The sequence below is a fragment of the Nostoc sp. MG11 genome (genome assembly GCF_014904695.1).
GTDB lineage: Bacteria > Cyanobacteriota > Cyanobacteriia > Cyanobacteriales > Nostocaceae > Komarekiella.
Window position 1 is genome coordinate 1 of the sequence record NZ_JACXXN010000017.1, and the last position, 17,219, is coordinate 17,219.

Below are 17,219 nucleotides of genomic sequence, written 5' to 3' on the forward strand. Positions count from 1 at the left end.
TAATTAAAATAGCACTTGAATTAGTTAATCCTCAACATCTCAAAAATTGGTTTACAAATTGCTGTTACTGTACCTCATAAACTACGAATTTGCTGTATGAATCCCCAACTAACCTCTGTCGAAATCCAAGAACTTCAGCAACTTCTTCAAAACGACACCCCAGCACAATATGCACTTACCACCCTGCAACAACACAACGGCAATCTAGAAGCTAGTTTTGATACACTCTGGCAAGAGAAAGTCGGCAAAACAGATTATGGTAAGGGCAAAAAATCTCTATTGCAACTCACCCTCAATGAAATCCGCACTGAAATCTGTGGTGATGATGGTTTACGGGGCAAAATCAAAGAATACACCAATAACCCTGGTAGTGCTTCTTTGTTCAATAGTATCATTGGCTCACTGGTTGCCGTTGCAGCAGTACATGGAATACCGATTGATGGTGCGTAGGCGTAGCCCGTCGTAGACATCGCGACAATTGTCGTGTTATATATTTTGAAAATTGGAATAAACGTTTTCTGCAAATATACAGAGCAAGCAAGTGAGGGGAACAAGGAAGACAAGGGAGAATAACTCCTGATTCTCCTCATGTTCCCGGTAAATTCCGTAAACGCTCATCTAAATGAGTGCGGTCTGCCAAAGCCTTCAATAGTGGGCCATGTGAGCCAAATTCTACAATACTAACCGACCCAACAGGGCATCCCAAACGAAACCGGAAGCGTCCCACATCAATCCCTAGCAAACTACACAGAATAATTCTGATAGTTGCCTTATGAGCAATAACTAAAACATTGCCACTGTTGTAAAGCTGCTTGATTTCTTCAATTACCTGCAAGGAACGAGAAGCAATTGTTACTGCCATTTCCCCACCAGTTGGCGCGTACCAAGCCGGGTCGGCTGACCAACGAATATAATCATCGTGATATTCACGGCTAATTATTTCTGGCGTTTTTCCTTCCCACTGGCCATAGTTAATTTCCTTTAAACCATCCCGCAGTTCTGGTTCCAGCCCAATGGCTGCACATAGGGGTTTTGCTGTCGCCACAGTTCGCTTCATTGGACTGCAAAAGATTGCTGTCCAAGGTGTAGAAATGTATGCAGATGCAAAAGCCTTTGCCATTTCCAAGCCTTCTGGGGTAAGTTCTGAGTCTATAGAACCACAAAAAGCATTATTTCGGCTGGCTTCTGTCTGTCCATGACGGAGGAAATAAAGAGTTAGGCTCACAGTATATTCTTAGCAATTGTGAATTTAGGAGCGCTAACAATCAGAGGTAGCTGAAGATAGTTAATGCCTACGATATGTTACTACGAATTTATAACATTTTTGATAAATTAAATTAATCGATGAATTACCTTTAAGTTTTAGCAAGGGTGCGATCGCCTACGGCGGAACGTAGCCCATCGCAAGATTTCTCACCATCTAGTTGATACTATAGGAATCTGGTTTGATTTCTGAAAAAATACGTAGGGGAGCCAGTTGCGTGGGCGGGTCTCCCGACTTGAGCAAACTGGCGTTGTGTTAGCGACAGCGTAACGCACCAAAACATCAATAATGGTGCGTTACGAACTTCGTTCTAACACACCCTACAATACCTAATTCCGCTCTAAAATCAAATAGTAATCCTATATCTCCATCTTAAATAGTCTGGGTACGAGATTAAATCAATATCTATTTATACATAAAAAGCTGGAAGCTATTCAAATCTTTTAGCTTCCAGCAGTTGCTATATAAATGCCAATTTACAAAGCAGACATAATCCCGGTTGGGAGGACTAGGATTACGTTAGCCAAAACAGAAGTGTATTAGCTTTAAGTTCTACAAGCCACAACTACGATTTCACTGTAACTTTTCTATTTCCGTTTTTAGTGCTGGTGCTAAAAGTGAGTTTTTTGAACTCAAGCAACACCAACCTGAGTGTAGAAAGTTTTATAAGCTACGCTTTCGCCGTTTGCCACCGCCGGAAGACATATAAATGGATTGACTTACGAAGTTCCGCCCGGACTTCTAGGAAGCAGTCGCTCCAAATTCTTTTTGCTCAGACTTCCTCGGAAAAGAACCACCAACAGCAACAGTTAGATCGTCGGTTTTGGTGTAGAAGTTATCTAATCCATGAAATACTGACTGTTTTAGCAATCAGTTTGATGTATTTCACAGTCATAACTAGAAAATTAATTTGTTTGCCAAGTACCTCTGTCTTTTTGTTTAAGTTGTTATTTTTAATTTAAAGTATTTCATCAGTATATATTTGCCATTTTGGCAGATTTTTGAAGATAGCTGATGAAATTTATTACATCCCATGCTGATGTATAATACTTTGTTGACTACGACACGCTTATGTAGTCCAATGTAATAATAATAACATTTTATCTAGAATATTAATTTAATAATTCCATAAATCAATACGCTTGGCGCTAACACCAAGCGTATTGAGTTTCAATTGCTGATTTATAGATGATATCCTCACCTAAATTATTCTGATCTCGACTGCTACCACGGATTTTGGTTTTTTACTTTCCAACTACTTCAAGATAAGCCAAGTCTTTAATTTTGCTTAAGCAGCTTGGTGAAACATTACTATCAGACCTGGAATCATTAGAATGTTTGACTATTTTTAGATTTTCCTTTTGCTGTTGATTTGACCTACTAGCTTGAGTATTTTCTTTGAGCAATCGGTTGTATGTGCGGTAGGGAATGTAATGTAGAGGATTGTAGCCAGCAAATCGCAGCATTAAAACACATGCCCAGGAATACTTTCCGGCAAGAATTGCTTCCACTACTTTATCAAAATGTTGATTTTTCATTGTCTTGTCTAAGTTGCTACTAATGCCAGGAACGTTTTGATTCATAGTATTTAGTGGTCTTGCTGTTTTTAATTAAGTTTGTTGGCTGCTCAACCGTAATTCCCCAGCTTTTCCTCGATTAATCAAGGAAATTACTGCTGGTTGCTTCTCGGCTGAAGCTTTTGCTTGTTAGTGAGTGAAAGGTAAAAATTTACTTCTTGTCTTGTCGTGCGACTGGCAAGATCAAAACCTCGATGTGGTTTTTAATAGATGCAGTTTTGTCCTATTTAAATTTTCAAACTTCTAATTCAATTAATTTTCTCTAATTGACTACCTACATATAATATTTCTTACTGATTAAGAAATTTCCGGTAAAGCTGCACATTTTTTAGTCTAGTAGAGAAGAATTATTTATCTTTGAATATTAAGAGCAACACTCGTATTTATACTCTGTTTTTACCCTTAATTTTATCTGCTAAATTAGCATGCTCATGAATTAAATTTACTGAACATATTTCAGGATTTCCTTATGTATTGTGCAACTTTTAAGTTTGTCCATTTTCTCCATTTTATGGGGGGTGCTACCCCTCACTTACTATTATTTGGAACTTTGATTATCTTTAATATACTAGAAATTTTGTTATTAACTATGAGGTGTAACACCCTTCAATTTGGCAGTGAGATAGTTAACATTAGAAAAACTATTACTGGCCATAGTTATTGAAAATATTTTCACATCTCATACATCAAAAACTGTTGTCTATGCAAAAAAAGCCTTTATTGACAAGGCTTATAGCTGTAAATATTTGATAACCCACAGTAACTTTATCTGATTATTTCATGAGTAATAGTCAGTAACAACATATTCTAAATTGTTGAATTTATGATATTAATATTTAACTTTTTAATTCAGCGATAAGAAAATATAGCAAAACATCTGACAATAAATGTTTTAACTAATAAAGATATAGTAATTTAAACTTTATAGCCCTAGCTAATTTATGCTTAAATCACAAGCAAACCAAATGAAATATTACTTATGTCTATTTCCTAACTACAAGCCAATGATGAAAGTAAAATCACAGATGCACTTGTAATTGAGTGAAGTAGTAATAAAAACTGCCAATTACCCATGATTTACTAATGTCTAGTAGGTATTGACGCCGTGCTTTCAAAACAATACTTCAAACACTGGGCGCGAGAACCATCGCTTACCTATCGCGTGATCACGAAATAGCGATCGCCTTAACTCACTAAACAACTACATAATAAATTCCTTGCCAATGAACTATCCAAAGGTTATAATATGAGTCCAGCTTACTCAAGCTCGCCCTTACCGATAGCACTTCATATCCTAAAGTTTGGGCTGCTTCTGCTAAATCCTGGAGAAACGCACCCATACGTTTCACCGCTGCTAAGTTCCGCAGGCTATTTAGGCTCAAGCGCGTATCCCAGTATTGGCTAACCATCGCCAAATACGTCGCGCTACAATCTGGTGAATTTTGCTGTTGAATAAGGGGACATAGAGGCCACAATTGAGTTATTGAACGAGAGTCAACTGGTGCAGTCCGAATGGCTAGCAGACTGTTTGATTTTGGATTGCCAGATGGCAGATTAATTACATTAGGAAGAAGTTTTAGGTAAAGAAAACTGCTATTGTCTTCAATCCCATCTAGACTGTAGCTAGCCAGTTCGTTACCAAGTTGAAACTCATAGAGAACCCAAACTTGGCTAAATTCTGACTTTAGGCTTGTATCCCCTGTCACTAATCTCAAAAATTTGAAGTTGGCAACTTTCGGAGTGGGAGATTGCTGGTTATTTGTATATTTCAGTTCTCCCTGAACTCTTAATGACGAAGAGGAGTTCATGGTTTAATTTCGGTTTTTTGGGTAAGCTTCTTAACTTGTGTGAGGCGAGCAGTTAGAGGGCAAAAAAGTTGATAAATATCTGAATGATTGAGTTTTACATCATTCCAACAGCCTTTGTAAAACGCAATTGAACGTGTTTTTAATCACACATTACCGAGGTAAAATTTCTCAGTAGCTTTCCGTAAGAGAAAGTTTGGAAAACAAAATTTTACTAGCAAAACCAAACTCCTGTTTTAGACTAGAGTATTAATCATCTGTCTTCGACTCTTGTCGTCAATAAATATTTCATACTTTATCCAGTATTCATTTCTTGAATTGTCCTAATTTTTAAGTTGAGATTCCTAGCAAATAAATTTTTTCCAGTTGAAATTTGTCAATTGTCAACATAATCTGGGAAATATTAGGAATTTTTAGGGCTAGTTCTGGTAATATTGGCATTTTTTTAACCAGTAGTCTAAAGTTCTAAATCTTTCAACTCTTACCATTACTTAAATTTTCCTTCGTTTCCGGAAACACCCGGAAAATAAAATCTTAGATGTAATCTCTGCTTTCTCAGATGAACATCAGGTACATTTTGAAGCGCACATATTAAAACATCTATGTACATGAATTTGTATCTAAAGTTGCAAATTTAAAGTTAGATCACCCGGCGATTGAGTACACTAATAACGTAGCCGTCAACCTCAAGAGCATTGTTAGCAAATGTCTAAAACCTCTGCACTACAAGAGTTCATCAGCAGTGGTTAGTAGTAATTACAACTGACCACTGTTGAGATTTAAAATGCTCTTGGCTGATACGCTATTACTTAATGGTTAAGTAAATTGCCCAAATTGCCATTGCTCGCAGGTAAGTACTAGCACGGAAAGTACCAGCAACGGTGATAGCTTCAGGTGTGCGAAATTGCAGCCCATTATCGTAAATTTGTCTGACCACAGCTTGTGTCAACTTAAATGCTTCATCCTTCATTCCCATTTGCACAAGAAAAGCCGCCAGTCCAAAGTTTATTCCCGTCCAGACTTCCAAGGGATGAGTCGCTTTGGGGTTTTCTGGTGAACCATCGGGACGAACACCATTAGCAGCCCCAAACTCACCTTGGCAAAATTTCACAAAGCAAGCATCATAAACAGTTTTCAGGGCAGAGAGGGCGCGATCGCTCGGTACAATATCCGGTAATCCCAACAGACGGGCGTAGAATTGTCCGCATAATTGATCTGCCATTACCACATCGGAACCACTATTACTATCGAGTTTGTAATATTGACCATTCCAGAGTTTTTCGTCGTAAATGGGGCGAGATTGTTTTAACCAAGCTTCATAAGTGGATTTTTGAACCGCCATCGCGCCGAGGTCACCAAGATTGTGATTTAATAAAATTTCGCTGATGGCGATCGCTGCTTGTAGCGCTGCTAACCATAACCCACCACAATAGGCACTTACGCCCTGTAACCGCCAGTCATCGAAGGTTTGATCAGGCGCACCGGAATTTTCAGGAATTCCATCACCATCTAGGTCAAATGTTTTCAGGTAATCTAGAGTTTGAGCGATCGCATCCCAACAATCTGCCAAAAATTCTACATCGTCAGCACCCGTGAGTAGAAAATCTCGGTATACTTGCAATACAAAATCGCTACCTAAATCCTTCCATAAATTGCAGTCTTGATAGCTGGTGTAGTTGGTTTTTTCCCAAACGTGTTCATTGGGTGCGCCTAAATCGTGGGGTGTTGCGCCTGCGACTTTGCGAACTGCGATCGGGCTTTCTGCCTTGATTGTCAAGTAATAACCAATTATCCGGGGAGTATCATCACCTTGAGGAATTGCCCGTGCAAATGCCCGCATCACCGATTTTTCTAGTTCGGGAAACAGCATCAGCAGCGCAAAAGAACCATATAACCGCACATCTAGGCTTTCGTACCAGCGGTAATCTAAGCATTCCAATACTGCAAATTGACCGATGGGGTCAAGTTTTGATGCCGCACTCCAGAGAGTACCGCCGCTGGTGAGGTCGTAAAGCTCATTAAATAGAGCCATTTTAAACCAGTCGGGTAAATCTTCCCGGTCGAGAATGGGTTGTTGCCAGTTTTGAATTTGCGATCGCCAACTTTGATATTGTTGTAGTGCAGTAGATGCGATCGCCCAAGCATTATTACCATCATTACCAAAAAAGTCTGTATATCTGCGATAATAGTTAACCCCAGCAGCAAATTCTGTGATGGGGAAATCCCAGACCAGTACAAAAGGGATTTCCAGAGTTTCACCTGGTTGGAGAGTAAAACGAATTGCGATCGCAGCCCCTAACTGTTCACCTTCTACTGCTGGATTTGCATCTATAGAATTAGGCAAAGAGCCATCTTGAGCAAAGCTTTGCCACACATCATCACCCATTCCCACAGGATTCCACCGAGTGTGGTGAAATACCTCAACTTCGGGAAGTTTCAGCGTCGCAATACACCAACTTCCGTCCCCTTCCTGCAAAGCATCATTACCAACCCGACTTAAAACACAACCAAACTGTTGTGTATCTTCAACAATCTGGTTATAATTCCCTTTACTTTCACCCCAGCGCGGCTGATACTCGTAAACTGGACTACCATCATCACGCACCCGCACTTGAGGAGATTTGAGAGCGTTAGTAAACCAGCCCACCATATTTTGCCAAGTGAGCATAATGCTAAGAGTAATAGGTGCATCTGTAGGGTTGTGAGCATTCCAGAGGAACACCGCTACAGGGTAGCTAGTTTCTTGGTAATTATCTGCCCAGACAGGAGAAAATTGCTCACAAGTCAACTGTGCTTGAAATACATTTTCATACACAAACCAGCTACGGGGATACAAAGCGTGATATTCGCCAGTTTTGTATTGTTGGTTGATAGGGGATTCTCCCTCTCCCCCACTCTCCCACTCTCCCACTCCTCCACTCTCTGGATACCATTTCCACCCTTGCAAACTGCTATCTTCTGGCGGTTGCGTAGATAAAGCGTAGGCTTGGGAAGATGTGCTATTGGACTCAAACACACTGAATTGACAAGCAGGGACGTTTTTGAAGATATGTTCACCGCCATCAATATGCCACAGATTAAAATCTCCCCGTGAAGAACGACCGATGCAACCTGCACCAAAGCCACCTAGAGGCATACCATGCCAAGGCCCATCATCGATATTACTAGCGTAGCGAACGGTATAAGGCTTGTCCCAGCCTAAACCGATGGGACGATTCCAAGTGCAAGACGGAATTTTTACGGAGCGTTGATTTGTCATCACCTGATGTCACAGCGTGCAGTTACGTCAATGAAGACTAGCGCGATGTGCGATTTTTCTCAAGTAGAAGGCGGTGATAGCATAAAAATGAACATTGATACCCACGCCCCAAGTTAAATTAAATACACAGATGAACCAATGCTGGTTGAATGAGCTTGTAAATACAGATAGTTATCAAAAATTCATAATTAGCTTTGTCTTAACTGTCTTAACTGTCCTTGACAAATAACTGCAATTTTATCAATATACTTACTAAGTTTTTACTAACATTATAAATAATTATTATAAACGCCTACCCATGCCGAAGCCGATGAAAGAATTTCACAACTCATGAGTAAAAAAGTGCTCAAGAGCTTATCTATTAAAACCTGCGCGTTCTTCGGAAGATTTTTACAAATGCTTTAGCGCGTGAAGAAATTACATATCTTTAGATAGAAATTAGCGAATCTTAAAGTTAAAAATCCTAATATTTTATTGATTTTTTGACTAATTCAACATCAAAATTAGATTGCTGCTTGACTGAATAAGAATTAAAGCATTCGGCTTTTTTTAGTCTAATTAAAAAATCGAGGTATGAATTGATGGCAACTGTAGAATTAGAAAAAAAGGTCATGACTGAAGAAGAAGTGGCAAAGCTGTGGGAAGCGTTCAAAGTATTTGATACGGATGGCAGCGGTTCTATCTCGACAAAAGAATTAGGGGAAGTGATGCGATCGCTAGGGCAAAATCCTGGCGACACCGAACTGCGCGACATGATCAAAGAAGTGGACGTTGACTTATCAGGCAGTATTGATTTCGAGGAATTTAAAACCCTGATGGTGTCAGCACAAGGCGATCGCAAAAGTCGTCTTCATCTGGCATTCAGCGTGTTTGATGAAGATGGTAGCGGTCAAATTACTACAAATGAACTGCACAATGTAATGAGTCTATTTGGGCTAACGGATGCAGAACTCGAAGAAATGATTAAAGAGGTTGATCACGATGGTGATGCTTCTATTGACTTTCAAGAGTTTATGAAACTGGTTCCAGAAGAGTCAGAAATAACCAGCGGCTATAAAGATTTACCCATTTCTTTTACTAGTTCCACGACAAATGATGCAGCCACCGTTACCCCAGACGTAGCGGCGGCTACTACTGATGAATTCCCATTATCAACCACCACATCTTTTGGACAGGAAACATCCAGCGACAATCCAGAAGTAGCACGTTTGAAAGAACTGCTCGCGCAACACCCACAAGAGCAAAAAGAACGCGCCACCTCTCGCCTGCAAATGCAGATTGGTTTATTTCGTCTGATTCAAGGAGCCGCCTACCGCTGCTTCCGCGAGAGTTTCTCAGCCAATCACGAAACCCACCTGCGCGTGAGAAACCTGCCCTACAAAATTACAGACTTTGTACAGTTTGTCCAAAAAGCGATCGCATTGTACAAAGGGTTAGATATCGTAGAAAAAGCTTGCTACCCCCTGTTAGATGCAGTCGTTGAATCAATCGAAAAAGAATACTCTCGGCTCCAAGACCGCATCAAGAACTGGAACACCATCCAAAAAACACCTGAGATGCTGGCTGAGGAAAAAGCGATGCAATCAGCACGCCGCAAATCCATCTCTGTCAAAGAGAAGTTTGCAGCGGGCGTGGAGTTCGCCATTACTGTTAAGAAAAAGCATTTCAGCTTTCGTGACATTGCAGCAGGCGTGCTAGCAATCAACGAACTCAACCGCCTCAGACAGATGGAACTAAATGTAGAGCTTACCCCACCTCCCCCGAAATCAGCAGGTGATCCCAAAGATTACCTCACCCAGTGGAACCGCGTTATCCTCGACGATGCTTCAGAAGAAATACCTGGTACAATGATGCCAGTGGCTTACTGGTATGAAGATTTCATGCCGAAGTTGCTAGCTGCTTTTAGTGTCAACACTGCCGCTGATATCCAAAGTAACACCGTAGCTGACGAAGCAGCTTTGGCTCAGTGGTATGAAGATACTCAAGCAGTGGGAGAATTTGACCGCTATGGGGCGGATGTAGCACAGAACTTTGCTAAATGCACTCCCAAACAAAAGCTCGCAGTTAAGCAGGCATGGCGTTTAACGCATCACTATCTTAATGGCGTGCAAAAACGGCGCGAACGCCAAGAGTTCGGGCGCGAGTCGGGGGCACTCTCGCAATATGTGGCATTCATTGATGTGTATTTGGCACGGAGTGATATTAAAGATGCCCAGATGCGCGTTAGCTTTCCTTATTACATTGGGCCTGGTGTGTGGCGTTTCTTCCACACCACAGCAGAAATCGTGTCTAGCAAGCCATACGAAAAACAAAAAGCACTAGTGGCAGTTTTTCAAGACTTCTTTAAACTATTTGCCACGATGTACCCCTGCCCTTACTGCCGCCATCACCTCAATATGTATGTGGTGCAGAACAAAGAGGTCGATATGTACCCGGTAGAGTATCTTTTGCTCGGACGCGACCCGCAACTGAACAATTTTGAGGTGTCGATGGAGGCCAAGCTGTCTACAGTCGTGGATGGTGACGCCTTGCGCTTATTTTTCTGGAAACTACATAACACTGTTTCCTCATCTATTGCTCGCTCCGAGGAGTGGTATCACAAGGATGAGAAAGCTTTTTATACTACCCGCTACTGGCCTAGTCTAGACTCCGAACTGGCACGAGGCAAAGCGCTCAAGCACCTCAGCGTTTCCGTTGAGCGCTTATATCGCCTCTATGGGATTCTTAAACCAGCATCGCGGTTGGCAGGAGTAAGAGCAACTCTCCAAAAGCTGATAGAGAAAGGCGATGAGTCAGGCATCAAAGAAGCGTGTACACTAGCCGAAGATTATATCAAAGAGTTGGAATCATCTGTGATCACCGGTCAATTTCTTCAGGAAACCTACCGCTTTGACCCTGAAATTGTAGATAAAACTCCCCACTTTACTCCTGAAGAGGAAGAGTTTGCCCGCAGTGGGGTGTTTGTAGAAGTCGTATAAATAACAATAATTCGTACAAGTAAGGTAAATCTTCTTATTCACCTTACTTGTATCAGTTTAATTGCACTTCTTTAGTACCTAAATATAATGCAGGAATTCTATTTGATTTTTGAAAAGATTTTCACCTATAATCCTTGTCAAACAGATTTTTAAATTTCAGTATACTTTCAAAAGTAAAATCAGAGTCAGAGAATAAGTTTTTTAATTTTTAGATTAGATATGGATTTATTAATTATCTTGGCTGAAGTCAGTATTGTCATCTTCATTTTCTTGTTAGGAAACTGGCTTTTGAACAAGGTTGTCAAACTATTTTTGAAACATTCTCTAGTCAAAAACCAGGGAAGAAGTATCAACACTCTGCGTCAAAATATTAAAGTGTTGTTGATACTTACTTGTTTGCTGTCATGCCTTCTGATTATCGGTGCTAATGCTTTTCTACTTTATCGAGGCGAAAATCTTCAACAATACACGCTCTTATTGATTAAGCGTATCCCATCGGGATTTTGGGTAAGTTTAGGAATTGGCTGCGCTCAAAGCATTGGTACTTTGATTTTAGCTGCGATCGCAGTCAAATTTGTGCGCTATTGGTTCAAGGTAGCTAACATTCGTGCCAAGAGAATTGAACAAAGCACTACCGATGATCAAAGTATTGATACGTTCTTTGCCAACCTCAACAACATTGTTACCACTGGATTGTGGTTGTGGGCTGTCATTTGGTGCAGCAAGTTTCTTAAAGTACCAGTAGTCATCTCTGAATACCTGTCCATCCTGCTGCGAATCTATCTGATAGTTGCCGTTGGATTACTCATACCAAAAGCGATCACCGCGATTATTGATAGTCTAGATGCTCTGAGTATAAGATACTCCAGTCCTAACAACCTTTTGAGATTCTACGATCGCCTACGACACCTAATCCCCTTTTTGAAGAGGTGTCTGGAATTTGTAATTTATGTCTGCGTAGCAACATTAGTGATCCAGCAAGTCCAGTTCATCGCTAACATCGCAATTTTTGGGCCTCGAATTGTTAAGATAGTCGGCGTCATTTTCATCAGCCGTGTTTTATTTGAAGTTGTTTACTTACTAGTTGAAGAAATATTATTCAAAGACCAAAATCTCACTGACATACAAACAAGCAGACGTCTCACCCTCGTTCCTCTGATTCGTAGTTTTTTACAATATCTAGTTTACTTCGGTGCGATCGTCTCTATCCTCTATATCCTCGACATCAATCCTACTCCCGTACTCGCTGGTGCAGGTATTCTTGGTATAGCTGTGGGTTTTGGGGCGCAGACACTAATTAATGATATAGTTTGCGGCTTTTTTATTCTGTTTGAAAATTATTACTTAGTTGGTGACTATATTGAGGCGGGGAAAGCGGAAGAGAGGGTTGTAGAAGGAATTGTAGAAGCAATTGAACTGAGAACTACTCGTGTCAGACATCCTAATGGTCAATTACAGATTATTCGTAACGGCGATATTGGCTCAATTACCAACTACTCTAAACAGTATATCTATGCAGTCGTAGAAGTTAGCATACCTTATGACTCTAATTTAGCTCATGTATATAAAGTGATTGAGGAAGTGGGAGAACAATTAAAAGTAAATTACCCAGATGTACTCGAACCGACGCTGATAGATGGAGTAGAGAGTCTAGGAGAATCTAATTTGTTGTTACGAACATTGACCAAAGTCAAGCCCGGAAAGCATCTTCAAATACAGCGGGTTCTACGGAAAATTTTTACTGATGCTTTAGTCCGGGAAGGAATTACAATTCCCTTAACTGTTAAAACTAGCGACTAGCAAAGCTTAAAGCCAGGCAAACTCACCGAATTTTAGATTTTAAATTTTGGATTTTGGATTGAATGATTCAAAATCCAAAATTTAAACAGGCCTGTTCGCGCAGCGTCTCCAAGAGTTCAGGACTTACGCACTCAGATCCCCCAACCCCCTTAAAAAGGTGGCTTTAGAAGTTCCCCCCTTTTTAAGGGGAGCCAGCGCGGTCTTCTCCCTTCGCGTAGCGTCTCGTAGAGAAGGGGAGACGCAATCATGCGATGGAGTCTCCCCAAGTGGAGCGACTGGCGTGGGCTAGGGGGGATCTAGGTTTCAGGCTTCAGTGCGTAAGTCCTAGAGTTGTCCCGTGAATTTATTCATGGAACAAATCTAAAATCCAAAATTTTTAGTGAAGTCCCTGCATTTATGTATAAGGTCAATCTAAAATCCAAAATCCAAAATCCTTGCATTGGCTCACTTCTTCAGAATTTGGAAGTGGCTCTCCATTACTGCCCTGACTCACCAATCCAATTCCTCATCGCATTCTTGGATCGGAGTTGCTAGTCCTTCTTTAATAGATTCTCGCATTCCAGATATAGATAACAGATTAAGAGTCTCCTGAATTGCAGACCAGTCTTTTTGGGCAAGCAGAATTGCATTACCACGATCGCCCTGAATGATTACAGGCTTACCCTGCTCTGCAACTTGGTCTATCAGCTCTTGTAAATTATTTTGAGCGTCGTTGACAGGAAGCGAAGACATCATGCTTTTTTAGCTCACGATAACTTTACTTTAGTTTATCTACGAACTTATGCAAGCAAGTAGCGATCGCCTTAAATTATAGTGAGTAAGGGTAATGTCTGACGACAAGTCGCTGCACGTCTAGCCTTTTATGATAATGGTAAAAAATGCGAGCGATCGCCGCTGTTATCGGTTGGATTTGGTTTCCTCGAAGTACAATTAAATCTATATTTAAACAAGAATCACAGCAGTATGATCACTCTGCAACAAGCACTCGATACAATTAGCCAACTCCCACCAGAACAGCAAGAAATGCTACTAGAAATTATCAAGAATCGCCTGATCGAAACTCGTCGTCAAGAAATTGCACAGGATGCGAAAGTTGCGATCGCTGCTTTTCATCAAGGTCAACTGTCTCATCAGTCTGTTGCAGAAATTATTACAGAATTACGAACGACGCTGCTAGAAAATGAATGAGACAATTAGTTCTAACCTCGAAATTCAAACGCTCATTCCGTAAGTTCGTTCTCCGTAATCCTAAGCTACAAGAAAGAATTGAAGACACCTTGCAACAGATGCAAGAGGATGTTTTTCTGCCCCGACTTGGTACACACTCTCTTCAAGGCGAGTTAGCGGGATTAAGAGCCTGTTCCTGTGGTTACGACTGCCGAATTGTTTTTTCACTCGAAATCGATAACGAAACCAACGAAGATGTTATCATCTTGCTTGATATTGGAACCCACGATGAAGTCTACTGAGAGAAATCCTGCGTTGATGCACAACCCAGACATCACGTTCTGAATATTCTTTGATGTCTAATGGTGCGATCGCCTCCGCTACCATCCTATCTTCATTAATCCTCAAACAAAGGAAGCAAAAGCCGCCTGTGAAGTCTGCCGTAAATATGTTTGGAAGCCAAGAAGAAGCTAAAAGCGAGGATTAATGAGAAGAGAACAGAAAAAATAAACCTCTAATCTCCAATGTTGAGACTTAGAACTCCAGTTTTCACCTTCGGAACTCGGAACTTCGTGCTCAGAACTCGGAACTTCGTGCTCAGAACTCGGAACTTCGTGTTCGGAACTCGGAACTTCGTGTTCGGAACTCGGAACTTCGTGCTCAGAACTCGGAACTTCATGCTCAGAACTCGGAACTTCGTGTTCAGAACTCGGAACTTCGTGCTCAGAACTCGGAACTTCGTGCTCAGAACTCGGAACTTCGTGCTCAGAACTCGGAACTTCGTGCTCAGAACTCGGAACTTCGTGCTCAGAACTGCAACAACCGAGATACAAGGGTCAATTATTGTGAGTGAAAGGCGTAGGCGTAGCTCGTCGGAGACATCGCTTGTAATATTATGGTGCATCTACGCTTACCTGAGAACTAGGATATTCTAAACTGGAACTACATTGTAAGCACTAAAAATTAGATAGGAGGTAAACAACAATGCTACGAACCATTGAAGAAACTTATAAAAATGGCAAAATTGAACTAGCTGAAACACCACAAGGTATCACTGAAAGCAGAGTCTTTGTTACTTTCTTAGAAACAAAACCCACGACTTGGCCAGAAAAGATTATGCAACATCAAGGTGTAGTAGAAAGTATTATTTTTGAGTCCTACCAAGAAGAACTGCTACCACCTAACGAAATCGAGTTGTAATGATGAGTTACTTACTCGATACCTTTGAGCGTCGCTGACGGGAAGCGAAGACATCATGCTTTTTTTGGCTCACAATAACTTTACTTTACTCTTGTTCTTCAGCAGAGAGATGCTACTTATGGCTGCTGGAGTTCCTTAATTCTGTCCTGCGCTTTTTGAGCATTGAATATCTCTCCTTTTTTCTGAAACAGAGAGACTGCATCCTGGTAATTTTTAATGGCTTCCGGTTTATTGCCTAGTTCAGAGTTGAGATCTCCCAAGCTGATATGGGCAGAGGCTTTACCAAAATAGTTAGCCGCAGGATTGGTAGATCCCCAGTTCTTGTTGATAGCAATTCCCTGCATGAAATCCCTGAGTGCTCCTTGGCGATCGGCATCTGAGAAGTAGCGGGCAAGCCCCCGGTAATAGTAGGCAATAGCTAGGTCAGACTTAAGATTGATTGCCTGTTTGAAATCTTCAAAAGCGGGTCGAAATTCGCCCAACGAATAGTGAACAAAACCTCTATTGAAGTAGGCAGAGGCACTACCATAGTAGTTAGTGTCAGGATTTTCTGTTCCCCAGTTTTTGTTAACTTGAATTGCTTTAGTGTAATCTGCGATCGCTCCCTGGTTATTCCCTTGGTTTTGTTTGTTGAATGCCTGATTATACAAATCCAATGAACTAATCTTGGTTGAGTCAGATGAAGTAGAACTGGTAATTGATGCAGGTGATTCAATTGGTTGATCGCGGGATGATGTTACCCCCAAATAAGCTACTAAAGCTAGAAAAGTAGCAATGCTGGCCCCAATAAGGAGTTTAGGGTTTCTCAGAAAAGTAAAAGCCTGCATTCTTGGAGGCTTAATTCTAGGTGGCGTAGGAATTTCAGCTTGGCTTGCAGCTAGGGCTTTGTTTGATGGGTTGACAGGTGTCACATCTTCACTGCGGAAGTCAGTTTGAGCCTGAATCACTTCCTTCGGTTCACTTAAAGGTTGGATTGCGTTTTTCTGGGAAGTAATTTGAGCTTCAATTAGGGCAATGTCTTCATCTCTGAGTTGTAAAACTCGTTGTAAATGTTTTAACTCATTTTGAGTGTGGCTGCTGAGAGAGTGCTCACGCCCAATCGCCTCAATTAAAACTTGCTCATAGCGCTGCAATCTTTTCTGGTACTCCTGGTAAGGTTTAAGCACCTCATCTTCAATTGCCGCAGCAACTTCAGGTAGCAGTCCCAGCCCATCTCGTAAGGCATCTAAGGTATTACGCCCTACGACAGAAATCATGCCACGAATGGCAAAATGCTCAACTTCTTTACGATACCTTAGCTTTGGATCTTCGATGGGCGCTTGAGAAAGACGAATCTTGTAGCCTTCTTTGACGGCATAAATTTCTGGTTTCATTGCTGGCGCAGCTTCTTGAACTTTCCCTTTGGCATACTCATGCAACTCATCAATTGAAACTACACCATCGCTATCAAGATCTGCTGCTCCCGTCGCAATTCCTTCGACTAGATAACGAGTATAAGTGGAAAGGTCTGATCCCTCCTGCTCGAAAGAATACTGGGTGGAAGTCGAAGACGTAAGGACAGCCCGTCCTTCTCCTCCCAGTTGGCTTTTAACATCTACAGAACCGTCATCCTTAGCTAACCAACCTTCAGCAAATGCTCCACTAAAGCAACAATCTAGAATTACAACTTGTCGCTTAGAGCGGCTATTGCTCATAATGTCTTGCACAAAACTGGCTGGAACTGCTGTTGCTCGAATCAGTTCGCCCTGTGGGGTTTTACGAGTCATGCGAGTAGCCAGATGCAGCTTACCGTTGTCGTCTTTGACGCCATGACCAGAGAAAAACAGCAGTACTAGATCGTCTTTCTTGCGACCCGAAAACAATGTTTCAATCGCCTCCTGCATCTCCTGAGGCGTAGGATTTGACAACATTTTAACGTCATCAAATCCACCCACATCGGGGTGCTGTAATACTCGCTGCATTGCCTCTATGTCTCTGGCAGATCCAGGCAGGGGGGTCAAATCAGGTTCGTAATCACTGACCCCAATCACCAGTGCCATCTTAGCCATTTTTGACCTCTTATATCGAAAATAACCAAAAGCTATAAAGTAGTTGCTGTTATTTTATCGAATGTATTTGCAGTCGTTTAAAATCGGATTTGTCAAAATAATTTCAAATGCGGGAGAGACA

Annotated in this window: 13 protein-coding genes; 7 read left to right on the plus strand and 6 right to left on the minus strand. The window is 41.3% G+C overall.

The window, feature by feature from the left end; all coding sequences use genetic code 11:
* Positions 1–96 precede the first annotated feature (96 nt).
* On the plus strand, positions 97–450 hold the full coding sequence (locus HCR01_RS21820; RefSeq protein ID WP_320073153.1) for a hypothetical protein: 354 nt from the start codon (positions 97–99) through the stop codon (positions 448–450).
* A gap of 136 nt (positions 451–586) precedes the next feature.
* Here the strand turns inward: HCR01_RS21820 and HCR01_RS21825 are convergent, their stop codons facing one another.
* From HCR01_RS21825 to HCR01_RS21840, 4 genes are all read right to left on the minus strand, one after another.
* Positions 587–1,225, minus strand: a complete 639-nt coding sequence (locus HCR01_RS21825) for a histidine phosphatase family protein (protein WP_193198167.1) — start codon at positions 1,223–1,225, stop codon at positions 587–589.
* Positions 1,226–2,508: 1,283 nt separating this feature from the next.
* Entirely contained in the window at positions 2,509–2,847 is a 339-nt protein-coding gene (locus tag HCR01_RS21830; protein ID WP_193198168.1) for a HetP family heterocyst commitment protein, read from the minus strand.
* Between the two features lie 1,187 nt (positions 2,848–4,034).
* Complete coding sequence (locus tag HCR01_RS21835; protein WP_226889531.1) at positions 4,035–4,649, minus strand: cysteine peptidase family C39 domain-containing protein; 615 nt, start codon at positions 4,647–4,649, stop codon at positions 4,035–4,037.
* Between the two features lie 802 nt (positions 4,650–5,451).
* Positions 5,452–7,905, minus strand: a complete 2,454-nt coding sequence (locus HCR01_RS21840; protein WP_193198169.1) for a GH116 family glycosyl hydrolase — start codon at positions 7,903–7,905, stop codon at positions 5,452–5,454.
* A gap of 581 nt (positions 7,906–8,486) precedes the next feature.
* On the opposite strand from HCR01_RS21840, the gene HCR01_RS21845 reads away from it, so the two are divergent.
* Together HCR01_RS21845 and HCR01_RS21850 are read left to right on the plus strand one after the other, a co-directional pair.
* Positions 8,487–10,883 (plus strand): EF-hand domain-containing protein, encoded by a 2,397-nt coding sequence (locus tag HCR01_RS21845; protein ID WP_193198170.1) that lies wholly within the window; start codon positions 8,487–8,489, stop codon positions 10,881–10,883.
* Between the two features lie 219 nt (positions 10,884–11,102).
* On the plus strand, positions 11,103–12,683 hold the full coding sequence (locus HCR01_RS21850) for a mechanosensitive ion channel family protein (RefSeq protein ID WP_193198171.1): 1,581 nt from the start codon (positions 11,103–11,105) through the stop codon (positions 12,681–12,683).
* Between the two features lie 489 nt (positions 12,684–13,172).
* Here HCR01_RS21850 and HCR01_RS21855 read toward each other — a convergent pair whose 3' ends face one another.
* Positions 13,173–13,415, minus strand: coding sequence for a type II toxin-antitoxin system Phd/YefM family antitoxin (locus tag HCR01_RS21855; protein ID WP_193198299.1), 243 nt, complete (start codon positions 13,413–13,415; stop codon positions 13,173–13,175).
* Positions 13,416–13,646: 231 nt separating this feature from the next.
* Here HCR01_RS21855 and HCR01_RS21860 point away from each other — a divergent pair, with 231 nt between their 5' ends.
* The 4 genes from HCR01_RS21860 to HCR01_RS21870 all read left to right on the plus strand — a co-directional run bounded on the left by HCR01_RS21860 (position 13,647) and on the right by HCR01_RS21870 (position 15,050).
* Positions 13,647–13,871, plus strand: coding sequence for a hypothetical protein (locus HCR01_RS21860; protein ID WP_193198172.1), 225 nt, complete (start codon positions 13,647–13,649; stop codon positions 13,869–13,871).
* The gene (locus HCR01_RS21865) at positions 13,868–14,152 is read left to right on the plus strand and encodes a type II toxin-antitoxin system YafQ family toxin (protein ID WP_193198173.1); all 285 of its coding nucleotides are present in this window, start codon (positions 13,868–13,870) and stop codon (positions 14,150–14,152) included. The genes HCR01_RS21860 and HCR01_RS21865 overlap by 4 nt, the downstream gene beginning before the upstream one ends.
* Positions 14,153–14,202: 50 nt before the next feature.
* Positions 14,203–14,337, plus strand: a complete 135-nt coding sequence (locus tag HCR01_RS40080) for a hypothetical protein (RefSeq protein ID WP_264299932.1) — start codon at positions 14,203–14,205, stop codon at positions 14,335–14,337.
* A gap of 497 nt (positions 14,338–14,834) precedes the next feature.
* On the plus strand, positions 14,835–15,050 hold the full coding sequence (locus HCR01_RS21870) for a hypothetical protein (protein ID WP_193198174.1): 216 nt from the start codon (positions 14,835–14,837) through the stop codon (positions 15,048–15,050).
* A gap of 116 nt (positions 15,051–15,166) precedes the next feature.
* On the opposite strand, the gene HCR01_RS21875 is transcribed toward HCR01_RS21870, so the two are convergent.
* Positions 15,167–17,098, minus strand: coding sequence for a caspase, EACC1-associated type (locus HCR01_RS21875; RefSeq protein WP_193198175.1), 1,932 nt, complete (start codon positions 17,096–17,098; stop codon positions 15,167–15,169).
* Positions 17,099–17,219: the final 121 nt, after the last annotated feature.

What these genes read in the sequence shown, in the direction of transcription:
- HCR01_RS21820 (WP_320073153.1), top strand. Translation starts at nt 97, where the DNA reads ATGAATCCCCAACTAACCTCTGTCGAAATCCAAGAACTTCAGCAACTT.
- HCR01_RS21830 (WP_193198168.1), bottom strand. Translation starts at nt 2,847, where the DNA reads ATGAATCAAAACGTTCCTGGCATTAGTAGCAACTTAGACAAGACAATG.
- HCR01_RS21835 (WP_226889531.1), bottom strand. Translation starts at nt 4,649, where the DNA reads ATGAACTCCTCTTCGTCATTAAGAGTTCAGGGAGAACTGAAATATACA.
- HCR01_RS21840 (WP_193198169.1), bottom strand. Translation starts at nt 7,905, where the DNA reads ATGACAAATCAACGCTCCGTAAAAATTCCGTCTTGCACTTGGAATCGT.
- HCR01_RS21845 (WP_193198170.1), top strand. Translation starts at nt 8,487, where the DNA reads ATGGCAACTGTAGAATTAGAAAAAAAGGTCATGACTGAAGAAGAAGTG.
- HCR01_RS21850 (WP_193198171.1), top strand. Translation starts at nt 11,103, where the DNA reads ATGGATTTATTAATTATCTTGGCTGAAGTCAGTATTGTCATCTTCATT.
- HCR01_RS21855 (WP_193198299.1), bottom strand. Translation starts at nt 13,415, where the DNA reads ATGTCTTCGCTTCCTGTCAACGACGCTCAAAATAATTTACAAGAGCTG.
- HCR01_RS21860 (WP_193198172.1), top strand. Translation starts at nt 13,647, where the DNA reads ATGATCACTCTGCAACAAGCACTCGATACAATTAGCCAACTCCCACCA.
- HCR01_RS21865 (WP_193198173.1), top strand. Translation starts at nt 13,868, where the DNA reads ATGAGACAATTAGTTCTAACCTCGAAATTCAAACGCTCATTCCGTAAG.
- HCR01_RS21870 (WP_193198174.1), top strand. Translation starts at nt 14,835, where the DNA reads ATGCTACGAACCATTGAAGAAACTTATAAAAATGGCAAAATTGAACTA.
- HCR01_RS21875 (WP_193198175.1), bottom strand. Translation starts at nt 17,098, where the DNA reads ATGGCTAAGATGGCACTGGTGATTGGGGTCAGTGATTACGAACCTGAT.